Genomic DNA, 19,847 nt, shown 5'->3' with positions numbered 1-19,847 from the left:
GTGAGCCGGGCATTTGCGCCCGCTCTTTTGTAACTGCGCAACCTTGAAGACCCAGATGCATTCCCATTCCTCGATCTAAGAGAACAATATGACCACGACCGAAATGACCCAGGCCGCTCGGCACGAACAAGCACTCAAGCACTACCTTGAGGACACGCCGCAGCTTAAAGAAGAGATCAAGGACCTGAGTGCCGACGATCAGCGCGACCAGATTCAGTGGGCATTCGAAGATGAGGCCGAGAGTCAGGGCTACCAGCCTTGGGAGCTGACCCTCAAGTACACCTCGACACCACAAGAGTTCGAAGCTGCGCGGTTGGCCTTGCACAAAGAGGCGGCCGAGGTGCTGGGTGTCGATTGGGAAGAGTACTGCGAGATGAATAATCTTGTAGTTTAAAAGCAGCCTGTAGGAGCGAGCTTGCTCGCTCCTACAGTTACGGCATCTTTCAGATACTGAGGCGCATCGACAGGTCCACCGCCTTCACATCCTTGGTCATCGCACCGATGGAGATGTAGTCCACGCCGGTTTCAGCGATAGGCAGCAAGGTGGTTTCATTGATCCCGCCGCTGGCTTCCAGTTTGGCCTTGCCGGCGTTCAGGCGCACGGCTTCGCGCATGTCGTCCAGGCTCAGTTCATCCAGCATGATGATGTCGGCACCCGCCGACAGGGCTTCACGCAACTCCTCCAGGTTTTCCACTTCGATTTCCACGGGCTTGCCCGGCGCGATCTTGTGGGCGGCGGTGATTGCTTGGGCAATACCACCGCAGGCGGCGATGTGGTTTTCCTTGATCAGGAATGCGTCATACAGCCCGATGCGGTGGTTGTGGCAACCGCCGCAGGTCACCGCATACTTCTGCGCCAAACGCAGGCCGGGCAATGTCTTGCGGGTATCCAGCAGCTTGACCTGGGTGCTGGCGACAAAGTCCGCCAAAAATTGCGCACGGGTGGCAACCCCTGACAGCAATTGCAGAAAATTCAACGCGCAACGTTCACCACTGAGCAGCGAGCGGGCAGGGCCCTCAAGGTGGAACAACGCCTGGTTGGGGCTCACCCGTTCACCGTCAGCCACCTGCCAGTGCACGGCAACCCGAGGGTCCAGTTGACGAAACACTGCGTCCACCCACGCCGTGCCGGCGATAACAGCCGCCTCACGGGTAATGATCGTGGCCTTGGCCAGCCGTTCGGCCGGGATCAACTGCGCGGTGATATCACCACTGCCGATGTCTTCCAGCAGTGCGCGGCGCACGTTGGCTTCGATTTCGGCGGTGAGGTCGGCAAGACGGAGGTTCGGCATAACAGGCTCCACAAACAAAGTGCCTCGATTATAGGGCCAGCGTGCGTTCTAACCCAGGCTCGCCACTCATTTACCGCACAAAGTCAGAGTGTGCTGGCGCAACTGCCCTCGTTTGCAAGATAATCTCGCGCCTTGCAATTGGCGTCATAGCTTTGACGTCTTGGTGGTGATCGGGTATTTGCAGTGCCTGCCGGGCCTGCGCTCCGTCTCTCCACCTCTCAAAACCGCCGTTTCAGGAGGCCAGGATGCACAATGACGGGAAGGTGGTGCCTATCAACAGGGCGCAGGCCACGCCATCGCCGCTCGCGCGCCTGCCGGTGGTGTTGCTGCAGGTGCGTGACAAGGCTGCGCAACAGCTGCAGCAAGGCTTGCAGGAACTGTTCGATAACGCCGACGACACCCTGTTCGAAATGGCCGAAAAGGCCCGTAGCACCGTCGACCATCATATTTTTTTCGAGGCCATGCGCGACCTGCGCCTCAAGCGCAAGAACTTCGAGCGCGTGTTCATGGAGCAGCTGTTCGTGGCGTTCGCCAACCTTGGCCAGGCCCGGTGCAGCGGGGCACACCTGGTGCCGGTGGTGTCTTATGAGGAGGTCCACGGCACCGGCGCCGATGACGTGGAAAAAGCCGTGGCCCTGGAGGCGATGCTCGGTCGGGTGCATCACCGTGATGGTTTGGCGCTGGGGCAGTTGAACGCGCGCGTAAGTGCATTGCTCGGCAGGCGCCTGGACGATCCTGAAAACCCATTGGGCCCGGCGCGGTTGTGCGAGTTTTTCCTGCAAGCAGGGCGCAGCCTGGGGGTGGAAATCCGCGTCAAGCTGGTCATGCTCAAGCTATTTGAGAAATACGTGCTCAGTGACGCAGACTTGTTGTATGGCGAGGCCAACCAATTACTGATCGCCACTGGCGTATTGCCGGAACTCAAGGCGCTCCCATCCCGTCGAGCCGGCGGACGTGCGGCCCGGGAGCACCAGCATTGCACCGGCCAGGCGATGGCCGACCCGCCGCTGGATAAAAGCGGCCAGCAAGCGTTCAGTGCCTTGCAGAAGTTGCTGGTAGCCGTGCGTGGCAGCGTGGCCCCGACCCTTGAAGCCAGCGCCGAACCGCAACCTGTTGTCAGCCGCGATCTGCTGCGTCTGCTGTCGCATCTGCAGCAATATGTACCGGAGCCGGAGTGCGAGGACGATTTCGACCTGCGCAACCAGCTGGAACAGCTGCTCACCCGGGTCAGTGTCAAAAGTGGCAAGTCGCGGGTGTTAGAAGAAGCAGACGAAGATGTGATCAATCTGGTCGCCATGCTGTTCGAGTTCATGCTCGATGACAGCAGTGTGCCGGACGCTTTCAAGGCGCTGATCGCTCGCTTGCAGATCCCGCTGCTGAAAGTGGCGGTGCTGGACAAAAGTCTGTTCAGTTGCGCGGAGCATCCCGCGCGGCGCTTGCTCAATGATATCGCGAGCGCCGTCATCGGCTGGAGTTCGCCCCATGACCACACACGGGACAACCTCTACCTGTGTATCGAGCAACTCGTACAGCGCTTGCTGAATGAGTTCGTCGAAGACCCGACGATTTTCTCCCATTTACTCACCACCTTCAGCGAATTCATAGCCCAAGAGCGCAAGCGCAGCGAACGCCTTGAGCGATATACCCGTGACGTCGAGCAAGAGCATCTGCATATCAAGGTGGCGCGCCAGCGTGTGGCGCACGTGCTCAATCGACGGCTCGTGGGCGAAACCTTGCCGCAATCGGTGCTGCAATTTGTACAGCAGGCCTGGAGCCAGGTGCTGTTAGTGGCCGTTCTCAAGCACGGTGAACACTCGCTGCAGTGGCAGACGGCGCTGCGCACCCTGGATGAATTGGTCTGGAGCGTCGGCCTGCGTGAAGACACCGAAGCGGGCCGGCGTTTGCTCGAGCAATTACCCGGGCTGCTCAAGGCATTGCGTAGTGGGTTGGCCGATGCGGCGTTCGATCCTTTCAGTACCCGCGGGTTCTTCCTGCGGTTGCAGGCCATGCATGTTGAGCCGCTCGACAGTGAGGCGCTGGTTGAAGTCCGTGAGCCTTTTGCCCTGTGGGCTGGCCCGCCGGCTGCCGACGAACCACTGCCCCCTGATGACCCCGACCTGCTCAAGGCCCAGCAGTTGCGAGTCGGTGACTGGGTAGCGTTGCTGCAAAATGAAGCCGGTAACCTGCGCTGCAAATTGACCGCAATCATGCCGCCCGCCGATACCTATATTTTTGTCAGCCGAGCGGGTCTCAAGGTGCTGGAGAAAAGCGCGGGCCAGTTAGCCTTGGCGTTCAAGCAGGGCGCCCTGCATACCTTGAATGATGGCCCGCTGTTCGAGCGTGCACTGGCCGCCGTAGTGGGCGACCTGCGGCAACTCAATCGCGGCAAGTGATCGCAACCGCAGGGTGGAACGCGGCATACTGGTCACACCTCGTCTCACTCAAGGAGCCTGTATGCAGTTGGACCCCGCCAGCGGTTGGTGCCAGGGCATTCGTCATTGCCCTTCGCCCAACTTCAACGAGCGCCCTGAAGGCGAAATCTCGCTGTTGGTGGTGCATAACATCAGTTTGCCTCCGGCGCAGTTCAACACCGGTAAGGTGCAGGAGTTTTTCCAGAACCGCCTGGATATCTCAGAACATCCCTACTTTGAAGGGATTGCCAGCCTACGGGTGTCTGCGCATTTTCTGATTGAACGTGACGGCACTGTGACGCAATTTGTTTCGTGCCGTGACCGGGCCTGGCATGCCGGTATTTCCGTCTTTGAGGGGCGCGAGATCTGCAACGATTTTTCTCTGGGAATCGAGCTGGAAGGTACGGATGACCTACCGTTCACCGATGCCCAGTATGCGGCGTTGATCGACCTGGCACGCCAACTGTTGGCCGCTTACCCCGCGATCACCCATCAACGTATTTGTGGTCACAGCGACATCGCTCCGGGTCGCAAGACCGACCCGGGCCCCGCTTTTGATTGGATGCGCTTTCGCAGCGCCCTGCAGGATGGAGGACACGAACGATGAGTTTCCTGGTGTTGGTGCTGGCGGTATGGATCGAGAAGTTCTCGGCCTTGCGCCTGCGGTTGCAGCGCGACGGTGGATGGCTGCGTGAGCTGGCCAAGCTGGAATCGAGCCCGCGCATGGGCAAGCGGCCCTGGTTGGTCCTGCTGGTATTGGTGCTGCTGCCGGTGGCGTTGCTGGCGTTGTTGTTGCTGGTCCTGGAGCCAGTGGCCTATGGCCTGTTGGCATTGCCGGTGCACTTGCTGGTGGTGATCTACAGCCTGGGCCGTGGCGATCTATTGGCCGGGCTGGGGCCGTTTCGCGATGCCTGGCGGCGCGGTGACCTGCAAGCGGCCGAGCATGTGGCCGAACGCGACCTCAAGCTTGGCGCCGACAGTGGCGAGCAACTGCTGGAGCGTGTTCAGGGCTACCTGCTGTGGCAGGCGTATCAAAGCTTTTTCGCGGTGATTTTCTGGTATTTCCTGCTGGGCCCGGTGGCCGCCCTGGCGTACCGCCTGTTGGCGCTGGCCAGCGAAAACAGCCAGAACCCCTTGGTGGCCGAGCGCGCCACGCAATTGCGCCACGCGTTTGACTGGTTGCCGGTACGCCTGCTGGCGGCCAGCTTTGCCTTGGTGGGCAATTTCGTCGGGGTCAGCCGGGTGATGCTCCACGAACTGCTGAGCTGGGACATCAGCGCTGCCCAACTGATGGAAAAAGTCGGCCTGGCCGCCGCGGAAATTCCTCCCCCCGTGGTGGGGGCCGATGGCATCAACAGCCTGGATCGCCTGTGGGAGCTGCTGCTACGTGCGGCAGTGCTGTGGTATGCCGGGTTTGCCATCTGGACGGTGTTGCCCTGAGTAATAGCGGCGGGGTGCATCCATCACTCCCGCCGTTAACCTTACGTTACAAAACTCCCTTTCGAATTGAGCTATACAGATAGAGCGCCAAATAGTGGCTATCTGCCGTCGCCCTGCGCCTCAATAAAAATAAAAGAAGGGGAGGTCACCTGTGAAGAGCTTGCTTTATCCCGCCGTCGCGCTGATGAACCGCCTGAGCTTCGGCATGAAGTTCAGCCTGATCAGCGTGCTGTTCCTGCTGCCGATGCTGGCGACCAACTATTACCTGGTGCGCGACTCGTGGCGCGAATACCAGGGCACCCGCGTCGAACTGCAAAGCCTTGACCTGCTCGGCAGCAGTCTGGCGTTGCGTCGGGAGTTGGAAACCCTCAACAACCAGGTACAGATCAACGCCACCCTCGGCCAGTCAGGCAAAGCGGCAGACCTGGAGGCCAGGATCAGCGCCTTGGAAGCCAGTGTAGTGGAGCGCTTGCAGGGCTTGCACGCGATCGCGACCCAGCCCGAGCACGTTGTCGTCTTCGACAGTAAGCGCGATGAGTTGATCGCTGCGTTCAAGGCTCAGCAACAGGAAACCTCGTTGCTCAACAAAGCAGCGTTGATCGGCAAGTTACTCAACCAGGCCCAGATGTTCAGCCAGATTATTGCCAGCCAGGCCGGCTTGAACCGTGATCCGCAAAGTGATCTGCGCCAGCTCAGCGACCTGGTCACCACCGTCACCCCTCAGGTCACCCAGGCCTTGGGTGAAGGCCGAGCGATGGGCGCGTACTCCCTGGGGCAGGGCTTTATCAATTCGTCCTCCAGTACCCGTTTTGACGAACTGCTGCAGCAGTTGGAAAAACTCCATGGTGAATATGGCCTGAAGCTGCAGGACGCGCTGGGCGCCAGCAAGGCCGCGCACGCCGCCCTCGAGGTGTCGGCGCAAGCCAGCCAGGCGAGCCTCAAGCAAGGCAGTGAGTTTTTCGAAGAGCAGGTGGTGATGGCCGAAACCCTCGACGCGCCTTGGCAGGGGTTTTATGACGGCGTCAGCCAACTAATGGCCAAGACCTATCAATTGGATGACGCCACCCTGGCGTTCCTCGGGCAGCAGTTGCAGCAGCGCCTGGCGCAGAACCGTCTGCACATGGTGTTGCTGGTCACGGCCCTGGCGACGGTGTTTGCGCTGATTTTCTATCTCTATGCCGGTTTCTTTGTTTCCACTCGCACCACCTTGCGCCGCCTGGGGGCGATGATGGACAAAGTGGCGGCGGGCGATATGACCGTCACTTTCGTTGCGCAAAGCCGTGACGAATTGGGCGACCTGGGCCAGGTGTTCAATGGCACCGTGGCCAAGATTCATGACCTGATCGAGCGCGTTGGGCATACGGTCAGCCAGGTGGAGTTGCAGGCCGGCCAGGTGCAGGCGGTGTCGGCACAGAGTAACCAGGCGGTGTCCGGCCAGCGCAGCCAGATCGAACAAGTAGCGACGGCGATGAACCAGATGTCCGCCACCGCCCAAGAGGTGGCGCGCAGCGCGGCGGCGGCGGTCAGCAGTGCCCAGAGCGTCAATGATGAAACGGTCAGCGGGCGTGCGCTGGTGCAATCCCAGCAAGGCGGCATCGCACGCCTGGCGGCGGAGATCGACGATTCGGTGCGGGTGATCAACCAGCTGGCAGCCGACAGCCAGTCCATCAGCAGCGTTTTGGAAGTGATCAAGAGCATTGCCGAGCAGACCAACCTGCTGGCGCTCAACGCGGCCATCGAAGCCGCGCGTGCCGGTGACCAAGGGCGCGGGTTTGCGGTGGTGGCCGACGAAGTGCGCACTCTGGCTCGGCGCACCCAGCACTCTACCGAGGAAATCGAGCAGATGATCAGCCGCTTGCACAGCGGCGTCGGCGCGGCGGTGAAGGCTATGGGCAGCAGCCATGAGATGGCGAATGGCACGGTGGGGCAGTCGGAAAAAGTCCAGCAAGCCCTGGAAAATATCCTGGGAGCGGTAGGGATGATCGTCGACCAGAACCAGCAGATCGCCGCCGCCGTGGAACAGCAAACGGCGGTCGCCCACGACATCGACCAGAACATTGTCGAAATCAACCGTGCTGGCGAGCATGCAGCGCAAGGCGCCCAGCACACGGAAGCGGCCAGTCGGCAGTTGGCAATCCAGGTGGTTGAGTTGAAGCAATTGATTGGTGCGTTTCGGGTGTAGGGAGGTTCTGAAGGATGTAGCTACCGACCCTGTGGCCGATGTCTTGATTTGCCTGGGCGTGTTTTATCGCGGCGTGAATAGGTGAAAATTTATTTCATCCGTCACGGTCACGAGGAGACACGACGATGGCCGCTGCAATCGGTATCAAAGGGCATTGCGCCCAGTGCGACATGACGTTTGAACTCAAGCCTTGGCAACTGAATGCCATTGCCATTGATGTGCCTTTTGACTGTACGTATTGCCACTCGGGGTTGCAGTTGGGGTGCGCCAAGCAGTTGCGGCAGTTCAGGGCCCTGGACCAATGGGCGCTGGTGCGGCCGAGCATGATCATGCTGACATGCGCGACCTTGCTGGTGGCCTTGTTCGCTGAATGGTTGGGGCTGCTCAGTGTGATCGGGCAATTGAACGTTTCGCTGGTCGCCGTGCTGATCCATTTGCTGGTGGTGCGCTATGCCCGGCATCGACAGACAATGATCTTGAAGTTGCAGGTGATCAGTCCGCTACCAGTTGAACAGCTCGCACGCATTGCGTGTGCTCGTCTCAGCGAGCAATAGAGGGCTGATACCCATGCGTTCGGCCAGGGCCGTGCAGATATCTGGCAGATGCTGCGGGCTATTGCGCTGGTTGGGGTACATGGCCGGAGCCATATCCGGCGCATCGGTTTCCAGCACCACGGCGTCGAGTGGCAACTGCGCCAGTACCCGGTGCATGCGCAGCGCCTGGGGCCAGGTGGCAGCGCCGCCCAGGCCTAGTTTGAACCCCAGCTTGATGTACTCGCGCGCCTCTTCAGCGCTGCCAGCGAACGCGTGGATGATGCCGCCTCTGGGCACGCGGATGCGCTTGAGGGTGGCAATCACGGCGGCGTGGCTGCGGCGAACGTGGAGCAAGGCCGGCAGTTGGAAATCCACCGCGAGTTTCAGTTGGGCTTCAAATAACTGTTGCTGGCGCTGGTGGTCCAACTGTTCGAGAAAGTAATCCAGGCCAATTTCGCCCACGGCGCACAGTTGCCGGTGGCCATGCAGGCGCGTCAACCAGTCGCCGAGCTCCAGCAGGTCGGCGGGGCGATGCTCATCGAGATACACCGGGTGCAAGCCGAAGGCGGCGAACAAGCCTTCGTCCTGTTGCACCAAGTCCCACAGCCGCTGCCAATTTTTCTGGTACACCCCCAGCACCACCAGGCGCCGCACGCCGAGTTCACGGCTGTGGGCAAGGACGTGCGAGCGATCCTGGTCGAAGTCCTCGAAGTCCAGGTGCGTGTGGGTGTCGATCAGCTCCACGCTCAGGCCTCGTGGATACGCTGCTTGAAGGTCCGGCCAATCGCATGCACGCCGGGTTGGTACTGTTCTTCTTCAATGGCGGCCAGGGCCAGGCGCAGGGCGGTCTCGGCAATCAATTGATGTTGCTGGGCCATGGCGTTGACCGGCAGCGGGAGGAAATCCAGCAACTGGGTATCGCCGAAGGTGCCCAGGCGCAGGGGACGTGACTTGAGGGGGAAGTCATGCAGCGCATCAAACACGCCTTGCAGCAGTACGTAGGAGGTGGTTACCAGCGCGTCCGGCAAATGCCCCAAGCGTTGCAGCAGTTGCTCCATCAGCTCTCGGCCGCAGTCACGACTGAAGGCTTCGCCCTGTTCGATAATCACTTCGCCCGTAAAGCCTTGCAGCGCATCACGGAAACCGGCGGTACGTGCCTGGCTGATGCTCAGCTCGGGCCGCGCGCCAATCAGTGCGATCTGCTTGGGCAACGGTTGCAGCAGGCTGCTGGTGAGTTGCCTGCATGCCTGGTGGTCGTCGCTGACCACGGAGCAGAACTGGTTCGGCTCCATCTCCCGGTCGATGGCAATCACCGGCAGCCCCTTGGCCTGCAGCTCGCGATAGCTGTCATCGCTGGCTGGCAGGCAACTGGCGACGAACAACGCATCGCAACGCCGCGCCCGGAACAGTTGCAGCAGTTGGCGTTCGCTTTCCGCTTCATCATCGGAGCTGGCGATCAGCAACTGATAGCCCCGCGCCCGTGCCCCTTGTTCCAGCAGTTTGGCGATGCGTGCGTAGCTGGGGTTTTCCAGGTCTGGCAGGATGAACCCCAAGGTTCGCGTATGCCGGCTGCGCAGCCCGGCGGCTTGAGGGTTGGGGGTAAAGCCATGGGCTTGGACCACGGCACGCACACGCTCAACGGTTGCGTTGCTGATGCGCTGTTGTTCGGCCTTGCCGTTGATGACATAGCTGGCGGTGGTAACGGACACACCGGCCAGACGTGCGATATCACTGAGTTTCAAACCGGGATTTCCTTGTTTTTTGGCGCTCGCCCCGACATTTTGTCCAATCGTAACCGATTCCAGCATTCGACCAATGTCCCACAGCAAGCGCCGAGTGGCCCTTCAAGCTTGCGCAATTAACGCGTAATCTGCCATAAATTCTAGATTAAACGTTTCAGCAAGCGTATTTTTACGATGTTCGCCACTGAGTGACCACTGCCAATTGACCGCTCAGTCAGTTAATTTTGAACCTATTTACCTACAACAATACCTAGTGCGCCCGTCGCACTAACTAGGAGAACGGCATGCTTGAGCTCACTGTAGAGCAGATATCCATGGGCCAGGTGGCTGTGGATAAATCTGCTGCCTTGCACCTGCTCGCTGACAAACTGGTGGCCGATGGCCTGGTTGCCGAAGGTTATCTCAGTGGCCTGCAAGCCCGTGAAGCCCAAGGCTCGACCTTTCTAGGCCAAGGCATCGCTATTCCCCACGGCACGCCAGAAACCCGCGAGCAGGTGTTTTCCACTGGTGTGCGCCTGCTGCAGTTCCCGGAAGGGGTGGACTGGGGCGATGGCCAGATCGTCTACCTGGCGATTGGCATCGCGGCTAAATCCGATGAACACCTGCGCCTGTTGCAACTGCTCACCCGTGCCCTCGGCGAAACCGACCTGGGCCAGGCGTTGCGCCGTGCCGGCAGCGCCGAAGCGCTGTTGAAACTGTTGCAAGGCGCGCCCCAGGAACTGGCGCTGGATGCGCAGATGATCAGCCTGGGCGTGTCGGCCGATGATTTTGAAGAGTTGGTGTGGCGCGGTGCGCGCCTGCTGCGCCAGGCCGACTGCGTGAGCAATGGCTTTGCAGCCGTATTGCAGCAGGTCGACGCGCTGCCCCTGGGCGATGGCCTGTGGTGGTTGCACAGCGAGCAGACGGTCAAGCGTCCGGGCCTGGCCTTTGTGACGCCGGACAAACCCATGCGTTACCTCGGCCAGCCCCTGCACGGCCTGTTCTGCCTGGCGAGCCTCGGTGAAGCGCACCAGACCCTGCTTGAACGCCTGTGTGCCTTGCTCATTGAAGGGCGCGGCCAGGAGTTGGGGCGCGCCACCAGCAGCCGCGCGGTGCTGGAAGTGCTGGGCGGTGAACTGCCGTCGGACTGGCCCAGCGCCCGTATTACCCTGGCCAACGCCCACGGCCTGCACGCGCGCCCGGCCAAGATCCTGGCGCAATTGGCGAAAAGTTTTGATGGCGATATCCGCGTGCGCATCGTCGATGGCGCGGTGGGCGCCGTGTCGGTCAAAAGCCTGAGCAAGTTGCTCAGCCTCGGCGCACGTCGTGGTCAGGTGCTGGAGTTCGTGGCCGAGCCGACGGTGGCCGGCGATGCACTGCCCGCCCTCTTGGCCGCCGTGCAAGAGGGCCTTGGCGAAGAGGTCGAGCCCTTGCCCGCCGTGAGCGCACAGCCAGCACAGGTCGATATCGAACCGGTGCTCAGCGCGCCACTGAGCGGTAGCCAACTCCAGGCCATTGCCGCCGCACCGGGTATCGCCATCGGCCCGGCCCATATCCAGGTGCCGCAAGTGTTCGATTACCCGTTGCGCGGTGAGTCCGCCGCCGCCGAACGCCAGCGTCTGCACGCGGCCTTGAGCGAGGTGCGCACGGATATCCAGGGCTTGATCGAGCGTAGCCAGGCCAAGGCCATCCGCGAGATTTTCATCACGCACCAGGAAATGCTCGACGACCCGGAACTCACCGACGAAGTCGACACCCGCCTCAAGCAAGGCGAAAGCGCCGAAGCCGCCTGGATGAGCGTGATCGAAGCCGCCGCCAAACAGCAGGAAGCCTTGCAGGATGCCTTGCTGGCCGAGCGTGCTGCCGACTTGCGCGACATCGGCCGCCGCGTGCTGGCCCAGTTGTGCGGCGTCCAAAGCGTGCAGGAACCGAGCGAGCCCTACATCCTGGTGATGGAAGAAGTCGGCCCTTCGGACGTGGCGCGCCTGGACCCGGCCCGCGTTGCCGGCATTCTCACCGCCCGGGGCGGCGCCACCGCTCACAGCGCCATTGTCGCCCGCGCTTTGGGCATTCCGGCCTTGGTCGGCGCTGGCGCTGCGGTGTTATTGCTCAACGCGGGCACGCCGCTGTTGCTCGATGGCCAGCGCGGCCGCCTGCATGTGGACCCCGACGCCGCCACCCTGCAACGGGCCACCGTGGAGCGCGACAGCCGCGAGCAGCGCTTGCAAGCCGCTTCGGCCCAACGCCATGAACCGGCGCTGACCCGCGACGGACACGCCGTGGAAGTGTTCGCCAACATTGGCGAAAGCGCCGGGGTGGCCAGTGCCGTGGAGCAGGGCGCCGAAGGCATTGGCCTGCTGCGCACCGAACTGATTTTCATGGCCCACCCCCAGGCGCCGGACGAGGCCACCCAGGAGGCCGAATACCGTCGCGTACTCGACGGCCTCAATGGTCGCCCGTTGGTGGTGCGCACCCTGGATGTGGGCGGCGACAAGCCTTTGCCCTATTGGCCGATCGCCGAAGAGGAAAACCCCTTCCTGGGTGTGCGCGGCATTCGCCTGACGTTGCAACGCCCGCAGATCATGGAAGCGCAACTGCGGGCGCTGCTGCGTGCTGCGGATAACCGCCCGCTGCGCATCATGTTCCCCATGGTCGGCAGCGTGGATGAGTGGCGCGCCGCCCGGGACATGACCGAACGCCTGCGCCTGGAGATCCCGGTGGCGGACCTGCAACTGGGGATCATGATCGAAGTGCCCTCAGCCGCGTTGTTGGCGCCGGTCCTCGCCAAGGAAGTCGACTTCTTCAGCGTCGGCACCAACGACCTGACCCAATACACCCTGGCCATCGACCGCGGCCACCCGACCCTGTCGGCCCAGGCCGATGGCTTGCATCCGGCAGTCCTGCAACTGATCGACATCACCGTGCGCGCCGCCCATGCCCACGGCAAATGGGTAGGTGTGTGCGGCGAGTTGGCGGCGGACCCGCTGGCGGTGCCGGTGCTGGTCGGCCTGGGCGTGGATGAGTTGAGCGTGTCGGCCCGCAGCATTCCTGAAGTGAAGGCGCGAGTGCGTGAATTCAGTCTGAGCGAGGCCCAGGGCCTGGCGCAACAAGCACTGGCAGTGGGTTCGCCCGCCGAAGTGCGTGCCCTAGTGGAGGCCGTGTAGATGGCAAATATTCTGACCCTGACGCTGAACCCGGCGTTGGACCTCACGGTACGTCTGGCGCACCTGCAACCCGGTGAGGTCAATCGCAGTGAAGCGATGCTCACCCACGCGGCCGGCAAAGGCGTGAATGTGGCGCAAGTGCTGGCGGACCTGGGCCATTACGTCAGCGTGGGCGGGTTCCTCGGCAGTGCCAACCCCCAGGCTTTCAATGCGCTGATCAAGCGCCGTGGGTTTGGCGATGCCTTCATCCGGGTTCCCGGCGAAACCCGGAGCAATATCAAGATTGCCGAACAGGATGGGCGTGTCACCGACATCAATGCACCGGGGCCGCTGGTGACTGAAGAGGCGCTAAAAGCGCTGCTCAAGATGGTCGCGATCATTGGCCCGGAGTTCGATGCGGTCGTGGTGGCCGGTAGCTTGCCGCGCGGCGTCAGCCCGCAGTGGTTTAAAGGTTTGCTGGAGGCGTTGAAAGACCTCGGGTTGAAAATCGCCCTGGACACCAGCGGCGAAGCGCTGCGCCTGGGGTTGGAGGTTGGCCCGTGGCTGGTCAAACCCAATACCGAAGAGTTGGCCGAGGCCTTGGGTAACGCCACCGATGCCATCAGCCGCCTGCATCAGCAAGGCGTCGAACATGTGGTGGTCTCCGACGGGGCCGCCGGTGTGACCTGGTACCGCCCGGGTGCGGCGCTGCATGCCACGCCGCCCAAGGTGGCAGTGGCCAGTACCGTGGGTGCCGGCGACTCGCTGCTAGCCGGGATGCTCCACGGTTTGCTCAGTGGCGACACGCCGGAGCACACCCTGCGCCGGGCCACGGCGATTGCCGCGATGGCGGTGACACAGATCGGTTTTGGCATCAGCGATGACGCCCAGTTGGCGCATCTCGAAAGCGGCGTCGAAGTACGCACGCTGACAGAACAATAAGAGGGTTTGTGATGAAGTTAGCCATTGTTACCGCCTGCCCGAACGGCATGGTCACCAGTGTGCTGTGCGCCCGCTTGTTGGACGCCGCCGCCCAGCGCATGGGCTTGCACACCAGTGTTGAAGTCGTCGATGTGCAGCGTCCGGAGCGCCAGTTGTCCCAGGCGACGATTGATGATGCCGAGTGGGTGCTGTTGGTCAGCAGTACCCCGGTGGATATGCAGCGGTTTGTCGGCAAGCGTGTGTTCCAGAGCACGCCGGCCCAGGCGTTGGCGGATGTCGAAGGCGTACTGCGCCGGGGCGCCGAAGAAGCCCAGGTGTATGTCGCCGACGCCGCCCCGGTGGCGGCCAAGGCTGCGCCGCGTATCGTCGCAATTACCGCGTGCCCCACCGGTGTGGCCCACACGTTCATGGCCGCCGAAGCCTTGCAGCAGACTGCTCAGCGCCTGGGTTATGACCTGCAGGTCGAAACCCAGGGCTCGGTGGGCGCTCGCACGCCGTTAAGCCCGCAAGCGATTGCCGATGCCGATGTGGTGTTGCTCGCGGCCGATATCGAGGTGGCCACCGAGCGTTTCGCCGGCAAGAAGATTTACCGCTGTGGCACCGGCATTGCCCTCAAGCAATCCGAAGCCATCCTCAACAAAGCCCTGGCCGAAGGCGCGGTGGAAAACGCGGCCGGCGGTGCACCGGCCAAGGCGGAGAAAACCGGCGTCTACAAACACCTGCTCACCGGCGTGTCGTATATGTTGCCGATGGTGGTGGCGGGGGGCTTGCTGATCGCCTTGTCGTTTGTCTTCGGCATCCATGCTTTCGAGCAGCCCGGCACCTTGGCGGCGGCGCTCAAATCCGTGGGTGACCAGGCGTTCCTGTTGATGGTGCCGCTGCTGGCGGGCTACATCGCCTACTCGATTGCCGACCGTCCTGGCCTTGCGCCCGGCATGATCGGCGGGCTGTTGGCGGGGACGCTGGGGGCTGGGTTTATCGGCGGCATCCTGGCCGGTTTCGTCGCCGGATATTGCGTCAAGCTGATCAGCCGCACGGTGCAACTGCCTCAGAGCCTGGAAGCGCTCAAGCCGATCCTGATCATCCCGTTATTGGCGAGCCTGTTTACCGGCTTGGTGATGATCTACCTGGTGGGCCCACCGGTCGCCCGCTTGCTCACGGGCCTGACGGATTTCCTCAGCACCATGGGCACCACCAACGCGGTGCTGCTGGGCATTCTGCTCGGCGGCATGATGTGTGTGGATTTGGGCGGGCCGATCAACAAGGCGGCGTATGCGTTTTCGGTTGGCCTGCTGGCCGCGTCGAGCGGCGCGCCGATGGCCGCGACCATGGCCGCCGGCATGGTGCCGCCGATTGGCATGGGCATCGCCACGTTGCTGGCCCGGCGCAAGTTCGCCCAGACCGAGCGCGAGGCCGGCAAGGCGGCGATGATCCTGGGGCTGTGCTTTATCTCTGAAGGCGCGATTCCCTTCGCCGCCAAAGACCCGCTGCGCGTCATTCCGGCCAGCATCGCCGGTGGCGCGTTGACCGGTGCGCTGTCGATGTACTTCGGCTGCAAACTCGCCGCGCCCCATGGCGGGTTGTTTGTGCTGGTGATTCCGAATGCGATGAACCATGCGTTGTTGTACTTGTTGGCGATTGTGGCGGGCAGTGTGTTGACCGGTTTGGTGTATGCCGTGCTCAAGCGACCGGAAGCGGCCGAACTGGCCGTGACTGCCTGACACTGGCAGAAAATGTGGGAGCTGGCTTGCCTGCGATAGCCTCGACGGGGTTTGCCTGATACACCGAGGTGCTTGCATCGCAGGCAAGCCAGCTCCCACAGGTGAACTCGACCGTTCTGCTAATCGGTGTCACATCCGCTTCATCCCATCATGCTTTAGTGGCCCTTTTGATACTCAAGAGGGCACCTGCATGAGCCACTTCGATCTCGGTCGCCGCCGTGTGATGCAAGCCGTGGGCGCTGGCCTGTTGTTGCCGGGCCTGGCGCCGGCGGTGATCGCTTCGGTGAAGGACCGACCGCAACTCACTGACGGCGTGCAATCGGGCGACCTGCAGGGCGATCGCGCAATGATCTGGAGCCGCAGTGACCGCCCGGCGAAGATGGTGGTGGAGTGGGATACCCGCAGCGTGTTCAGCAACCCGCGCCGATTCGTCTCGCCCCTGGCCGACAGCCGCACCGACTTTACCGCCCGTGTCGAGCTCACCGGGCTGCCGGTCGACCAGGCGATTTTCTACCGCGTGCATTTCGAAGACGCCCAGACCGGCATTGCCAGTGAACCCTGGTTCGGCCACTTGCGTAGCGTGCCGCAACAGCGGCGTGACATCCGTTTTGTGTGGAGCGGCGACACTGTCGGCCAAGGCTTCGGCATCAACCCCGACATCGGTGGCATGCGCATCTATGAAGCCATGCGCCTGCGCCTGCCGGACTTTTTTATCCACAGCGGCGACACCATCTATGCCGACGGCCCGGTCCCCGCGCAGCTCACCACTGAAGGCGGGCGCATCTGGCGCAACATTACCACTGAAGCCAAAAGCAAAGTCGCGGAAACCCTCGATGAATATCGCGGTAATTACCGCTACAACCTGCTGGATGAAAACGTGCGCCGCTTCAATGCCGAGGTACCGCAGATCTGGCAGTGGGACGATCACGAGGTGATCAACAACTGGTCATCGAGCAAGCAGTTGGATGAGCGTTACCAGACCCGCGACATCAATACCTTGGTGGGCCGTGCCCGCCAGGCCTGGCTGGAATATTCACCCATGCGCCGACAGAGCGCCGACGGTGGCGGGCGCATTTATCGCAAGCTCAGTTATGGGCCGCTGCTGGATGTGTTTGTGTTGGATATGCGCAGCTATCGTGGGCCGAATGATGACAACCTGGGCGCGGAAAAACCCTTCCTCGGGCGGGAACAGTTGGACTGGCTCAAACGCGGGCTCAAGGCCTCGCAAGCGCAGTGGAAGGTGGTCGCCGCCGACATGCCCATCGGTCTGGGCGTGCCCGACGGTGAAGTCAGCCCCGGCGTGGCGCGTTGGGAAGCGATCGCCAATGGCGACCCTGGCCCGGCGCAAGGGCGTGAGCTGGAGATCGCCGAACTGCTGGGGTTCCTGCATGAGCACAAGGTGCGCAACCACGTGTGGCTGACGGCCGACGTGCATTACTGTGCAGCGCATCACTATCACCCTGACCGTGCGACGTTCCAGGATTTCGAGCCGTTCTGGGAGTTTGTGGCAGGGCCGTTGAATGCTGGGAGTTTCGGGCCCAACCCACTGGATAAAACCTTTGGCCCGCACGTGGTGTTCCAGAAGGCGCCACCGGCGCAGAATACCTCGCCGTTTGCGGGCTTTCAGTTTTTTGGTGAAGTGCAGATAGATGGGCAGACGGCGGAGTTGACGGTGATGCTACGGGACTTGGACGGGGTTTCAGTGTTCGAGCAAAAACTGCAACCGGCCTGATCGTTCCCACGCTCTGCGTGGGAACGCATCCTGTGACGCTCCGCGTCACGCCGCTAAGAGCTGACGCGGAGCGTCCAGGGCGGCATTCCCACGCGGAGCGTGGGAACGATCAATTAGCGGGGTCAGTAGACATCCCGACGATAGCGGCCCTGTTCGATCAGGCGCTCCAGCGCCTCCTTGCCCAAGATGTCTGCCAGTGCCTGATCCACCCCCGTCGCCATCCCCTGCAAGCTGCCACACACATAAATCGCCGCGCCATCCGCCAGCCATTTGCGCAGCACATCCGCTGACTCGCGCAGGCGATCCTGTACGTAGATCTTCTCCTCTTGATCGCGGGAAAATGCCAGGTCCAGCAGGGCCAGGTCTCCACTGGCGAGCCAGCCTTGCAGTTCGTCCTGGCACAGGTAGTCGTGGGCGATATTGCGCTCGCCGAACAGCAGCCAGTTTCGCTGCTGGCCGTCAGCAATGCGTGCTTTGAGCAAGCTGCGCAGGCCCGCAAGCCCGGTGCCGTTGCCCAGCAGAATCAGCGGCACAGGCGCGTCGGGCAAATGGAAGCCGCTGTTGCGCCGCAGACGCAGGCTGATGGCCGAGCCGAGGGCGGCGTGTTCAGTCAGCCAGCCGGAGCCAAGCCCCAGGCTGCCGTCGGGGTGGCGCTCCTGGCGCACAATCAGCTCCAGCACGCCGTCGCTGGCAATCGAGGCGATGGAGTATTCGCGCATGCCCAGGGGTATCAGCGCGTCCACCAATGCCTGGGCGTGCAGGCCGACCAGGTGCGTGCGGTTGTCCGGCAGTTGGCGCGTGGCCAGGGCTTGATCAAGGGTGTGGGCCACGCCGTCGATCACCACACCGTCGCTGCCGACCAAGCCCAGGCCGGCCAGGAAGTGTTCGATGGCCCAGGGGCAATTGCGCGGCAGGACTTCCACCAGGTCGCCGGCCAGCCAGCTGTGCGCAGACGTGGATGTGAGGCCCAGCAGGTAGACGGGCGAGCCGACACTGTCGGGGTTGAGCAGGGTGCGTTGGCTCAGGGTCCAGTTTTCGTACTGGGCCGTCGGCCAGGCCGCTGCCGGCGCATGCCCGGTGAGCTGGCCCAGTTGCTGTTGCCAGGTGTGCAGGGCCACTGCGTCGCCGCTGTCGACTTCCACCGGGGCAAACAGCGGGGTGCCGCCCTGGTTGGTCAGCCAGAAATGCAGGCGCCGGGCAAAGCCGCAAAAATGTTCGTACTGCCGGTCACCCAGGGCCAGCACCGAGTAGTTCAAGCCTGTGAGGGGCAGCGAATGGCCGAGCACGCTGCGCTCGAAACCTCGGGCGCTGTCGGGGGCTTCGCCGTCGCCAAAGGTACTGACCACAAACAGCGCGTTCTGTGATTGGCTGAGGTCGTCGCGGCTGACACTGCCCAAAGGCTGCACCTTCACCGCCAGGCCCGCAGCCTGCAGTTGCCCGGCCGTTTGCCAGGCCAGTTGTTCGGCAAAGCCGCTCTGGCTGGCGAAGCCGATCAGCCAGGCCGGGGCATTGCTGTGGTTATCTGTCAAACCTTTGCGGGCATCGCGGACCTGGCGCTTTTTGCGGCGTCGGTCCAGGTACAGCAGCCAGCCCGTGATGAAAAACAGCGGCATAAGCAGTGAGCTGACGGTGAGGACGATGCGCCCGACCAGGCCGAAATAGCTGCCGGTGTGCAGCGCATACACACTGGTCAGCAACTGCGCCTTGAGGCTTTTGCTGGCGTAGCGCTCGTGGGATTTGACCTCGCCGGTGGCCGGGTCCAGGTTGATCTGGTTCAGGGCACGGTCATGGGGCGATGAAGTGAGCAGGTAATACACGGTGGCCGGTTGCCCGGCGACCGCGGGCATCCGAATGTTGTAGGCGCTCAAGTCGGGGCCGGCGTTGCTGTAGATGCTGCTCCAGATCGCGTCATAGTTGGCCACCGGAGCCGGGCCTGAGGGCGGGGGACCGCGCTTGCGCATGCGCTCGTTCTGCGGCGCGTCGGACAGCAGTTTGGTCACGCCACGGTTGTACCAGTCGTAGGACCAATACAGCCCGGTCAACGCCGCCAAAAGATAAAACAACAGGCACCAGGTGCCGAATACCGAGTGCAGGTCCCAATTGAAGCTGCGGCCCTTTTTGCGCCAGTCCAGGGTCAGCCAGACGCGCCAGCTTTTCACCTGGCGCGGCCAGCGCAGGTACAGGCCGGAGAGGCAGAAAAACAGCAGGATCAGGGTGCAGGCGCCGGTGATGTTGCGCCCGGTGTCACCGATGGCGAGGAAGCGGTGCAATTGCAGGATAAAACCGAACAGGTCCTGGCCGACCGCGTCACCCATGTAGTCGCCGGTGTACGGGTCAAAGTAGCGCATCTGGCCACGGCGCTCGCCCGGTGGCGGGGTGAAGGACACGCGGCCGGCGTTGCCGCTTTCACTTTCTACCCACAGCATGGCCACGGTCTTGCCTTCGGCCGCTTCCAGCTTGCGTACCAACTCGGCGGGCGGCAGTACACCGGCCTCGCGTTTCTGCACGCTCAACACGGTGGGGTTGAGCGCCCGCAGGATCTCGTCCTGAAACGAGTACGCGGCCCCGGTGACCCCCATCAAGGCCAGCACCAGCCCGGCCGTGATGCCGAAGAACCAATGCAACTGGAACAGGGTTTTCTTCAACACGTCGGAGCGCCTCGCTTAGCTGGATATCTGATCACGGCGCGCATTATGCCGTGAGTTGCCTGGGAACACGCAAAAGCCCCAC

At 62.4% G+C, this 19,847-nt stretch carries 14 protein-coding genes and 1 pseudogene; 11 read left to right on the top strand and 4 right to left on the bottom strand.

Annotation, left to right across the window (positions count from 1 at the left end; all coding sequences use genetic code 11):
* The first annotated feature begins 88 nt into the window (after window positions 1-88).
* Window positions 89-394, top strand: a complete 306-nt coding sequence (locus BOP96_RS01175) for a DUF6388 family protein (RefSeq protein WP_014716875.1) — start codon at window positions 89-91, stop codon at window positions 392-394.
* Window positions 395-443: 49 nt separating this feature from the next.
* Here BOP96_RS01175 and nadC read toward each other — a convergent pair whose 3' ends face one another.
* Window positions 444-1,292 (bottom strand): carboxylating nicotinate-nucleotide diphosphorylase, encoded by an 849-nt coding sequence (gene nadC, locus BOP96_RS01170; protein WP_014716876.1) that lies wholly within the window; start codon window positions 1,290-1,292, stop codon window positions 444-446.
* Window positions 1,293-1,537: 245 nt separating this feature from the next.
* Here nadC and BOP96_RS01165 point away from each other — a divergent pair, with 245 nt between their 5' ends.
* From BOP96_RS01165 to BOP96_RS01145, 6 genes and pseudogenes are all read left to right on the top strand, one after another.
* Window positions 1,538-3,685, top strand: a complete 2,148-nt coding sequence (locus BOP96_RS01165; protein WP_073451664.1) for a DUF1631 domain-containing protein — start codon at window positions 1,538-1,540, stop codon at window positions 3,683-3,685.
* A 61-nt stretch (window positions 3,686-3,746) separates the two neighbouring features.
* Window positions 3,747-4,310, top strand: coding sequence for a 1,6-anhydro-N-acetylmuramyl-L-alanine amidase AmpD (gene ampD, locus BOP96_RS01160; RefSeq protein ID WP_014716878.1), 564 nt, complete (start codon window positions 3,747-3,749; stop codon window positions 4,308-4,310).
* On the top strand, window positions 4,307-5,143 hold the full coding sequence (gene ampE / locus BOP96_RS01155) for a regulatory signaling modulator protein AmpE (protein WP_073451662.1): 837 nt from the start codon (window positions 4,307-4,309) through the stop codon (window positions 5,141-5,143). Before ampD ends, ampE begins: the two co-directional genes overlap by 4 nt.
* A 184-nt stretch (window positions 5,144-5,327) precedes the next feature.
* Window positions 5,328-6,419: pseudogene (locus BOP96_RS30805) on the top strand (methyl-accepting chemotaxis protein); the annotation flags it as partial.
* Window positions 6,396-7,325, top strand: coding sequence for a methyl-accepting chemotaxis protein (locus tag BOP96_RS30800; RefSeq protein ID WP_371101477.1), 930 nt, complete (start codon window positions 6,396-6,398; stop codon window positions 7,323-7,325). The pseudogene BOP96_RS30805 and the gene BOP96_RS30800, both read left to right, overlap by 24 nt.
* Window positions 7,326-7,450: 125 nt before the next feature.
* The gene (locus BOP96_RS01145) at window positions 7,451-7,879 is read left to right on the top strand and encodes a hypothetical protein (protein WP_032903996.1); all 429 of its coding nucleotides are present in this window, start codon (window positions 7,451-7,453) and stop codon (window positions 7,877-7,879) included.
* Here the strand turns inward: BOP96_RS01145 and BOP96_RS01140 are convergent.
* Window positions 7,826-8,602 carry a TatD family hydrolase gene (locus BOP96_RS01140; protein ID WP_032903998.1) on the bottom strand — a complete coding sequence of 259 codons (777 nt, stop codon included), beginning with the start codon at window positions 8,600-8,602 and terminating at the stop codon, window positions 7,826-7,828. The two genes, BOP96_RS01145 and BOP96_RS01140, sit on opposite strands and share 54 nt — an antisense overlap.
* A 2-nt stretch (window positions 8,603-8,604) precedes the next feature.
* Entirely contained in the window at window positions 8,605-9,600 is a 996-nt protein-coding gene (gene cra, locus BOP96_RS01135; RefSeq protein WP_073451658.1) for a catabolite repressor/activator, read from the bottom strand.
* A gap of 284 nt (window positions 9,601-9,884) precedes the next feature.
* Here cra and ptsP point away from each other — a divergent pair, with 284 nt between their 5' ends.
* The 4 genes from ptsP to BOP96_RS01115 all read left to right on the top strand — a co-directional run bounded on the left by ptsP (window position 9,885) and on the right by BOP96_RS01115 (window position 17,117).
* Entirely contained in the window at window positions 9,885-12,743 is a 2,859-nt protein-coding gene (gene ptsP / locus BOP96_RS01130; protein WP_073451656.1) for a phosphoenolpyruvate--protein phosphotransferase, read from the top strand.
* Window positions 12,744-13,664: a 1-phosphofructokinase gene (pfkB, locus tag BOP96_RS01125; RefSeq protein WP_014716884.1), complete on the top strand. Its 921-nt coding sequence runs from the start codon at window positions 12,744-12,746 to the stop codon at window positions 13,662-13,664.
* An 11-nt stretch (window positions 13,665-13,675) separates the two neighbouring features.
* Window positions 13,676-15,385: a PTS fructose-like transporter subunit IIB gene (locus BOP96_RS01120; RefSeq protein WP_073451654.1), complete on the top strand. Its 1,710-nt coding sequence runs from the start codon at window positions 13,676-13,678 to the stop codon at window positions 15,383-15,385.
* 190 nt (window positions 15,386-15,575) lie between these two features.
* Window positions 15,576-17,117 carry an alkaline phosphatase D family protein gene (locus tag BOP96_RS01115; RefSeq protein ID WP_014716886.1) on the top strand — a complete coding sequence of 514 codons (1,542 nt, stop codon included), beginning with the start codon at window positions 15,576-15,578 and terminating at the stop codon, window positions 17,115-17,117.
* Between the two features lie 122 nt (window positions 17,118-17,239).
* On the opposite strand, the gene BOP96_RS01110 is transcribed toward BOP96_RS01115, so the two are convergent.
* Complete coding sequence (locus tag BOP96_RS01110; RefSeq protein WP_073451652.1) at window positions 17,240-19,765, bottom strand: PepSY domain-containing protein; 2,526 nt, start codon at window positions 19,763-19,765, stop codon at window positions 17,240-17,242.
* Window positions 19,766-19,847 lie beyond the last annotated feature (82 nt).

The organism is Pseudomonas sp. FSL W5-0203 (assembly GCF_001896155.1).
Taxonomy (GTDB): Bacteria; Pseudomonadota; Gammaproteobacteria; order Pseudomonadales; family Pseudomonadaceae; genus Aquipseudomonas; species Aquipseudomonas paracarnis.
This window is presented reverse-complemented; position numbering and strand designations above follow the sequence as displayed.

Excerpts from the sequence above, each read along its gene's own strand:
- BOP96_RS01175 (WP_014716875.1), top strand. The coding sequence starts at position 89 with ATGACCACGACCGAAATGACCCAGGCCGCTCGGCACGAACAAGCACTC.
- nadC (WP_014716876.1), bottom strand. The coding sequence starts at position 1,292 with ATGCCGAACCTCCGTCTTGCCGACCTCACCGCCGAAATCGAAGCCAAC.
- BOP96_RS01165 (WP_073451664.1), top strand. The coding sequence starts at position 1,538 with ATGCACAATGACGGGAAGGTGGTGCCTATCAACAGGGCGCAGGCCACG.
- ampD (WP_014716878.1), top strand. The coding sequence starts at position 3,747 with ATGCAGTTGGACCCCGCCAGCGGTTGGTGCCAGGGCATTCGTCATTGC.
- ampE (WP_073451662.1), top strand. The coding sequence starts at position 4,307 with ATGAGTTTCCTGGTGTTGGTGCTGGCGGTATGGATCGAGAAGTTCTCG.
- BOP96_RS30800 (WP_371101477.1), top strand. The coding sequence starts at position 6,396 with ATGACCGTCACTTTCGTTGCGCAAAGCCGTGACGAATTGGGCGACCTG.
- BOP96_RS01145 (WP_032903996.1), top strand. The coding sequence starts at position 7,451 with ATGGCCGCTGCAATCGGTATCAAAGGGCATTGCGCCCAGTGCGACATG.
- ptsP (WP_073451656.1), top strand. The coding sequence starts at position 9,885 with ATGCTTGAGCTCACTGTAGAGCAGATATCCATGGGCCAGGTGGCTGTG.
- pfkB (WP_014716884.1), top strand. The coding sequence starts at position 12,744 with ATGGCAAATATTCTGACCCTGACGCTGAACCCGGCGTTGGACCTCACG.
- BOP96_RS01120 (WP_073451654.1), top strand. The coding sequence starts at position 13,676 with ATGAAGTTAGCCATTGTTACCGCCTGCCCGAACGGCATGGTCACCAGT.
- BOP96_RS01115 (WP_014716886.1), top strand. The coding sequence starts at position 15,576 with ATGAGCCACTTCGATCTCGGTCGCCGCCGTGTGATGCAAGCCGTGGGC.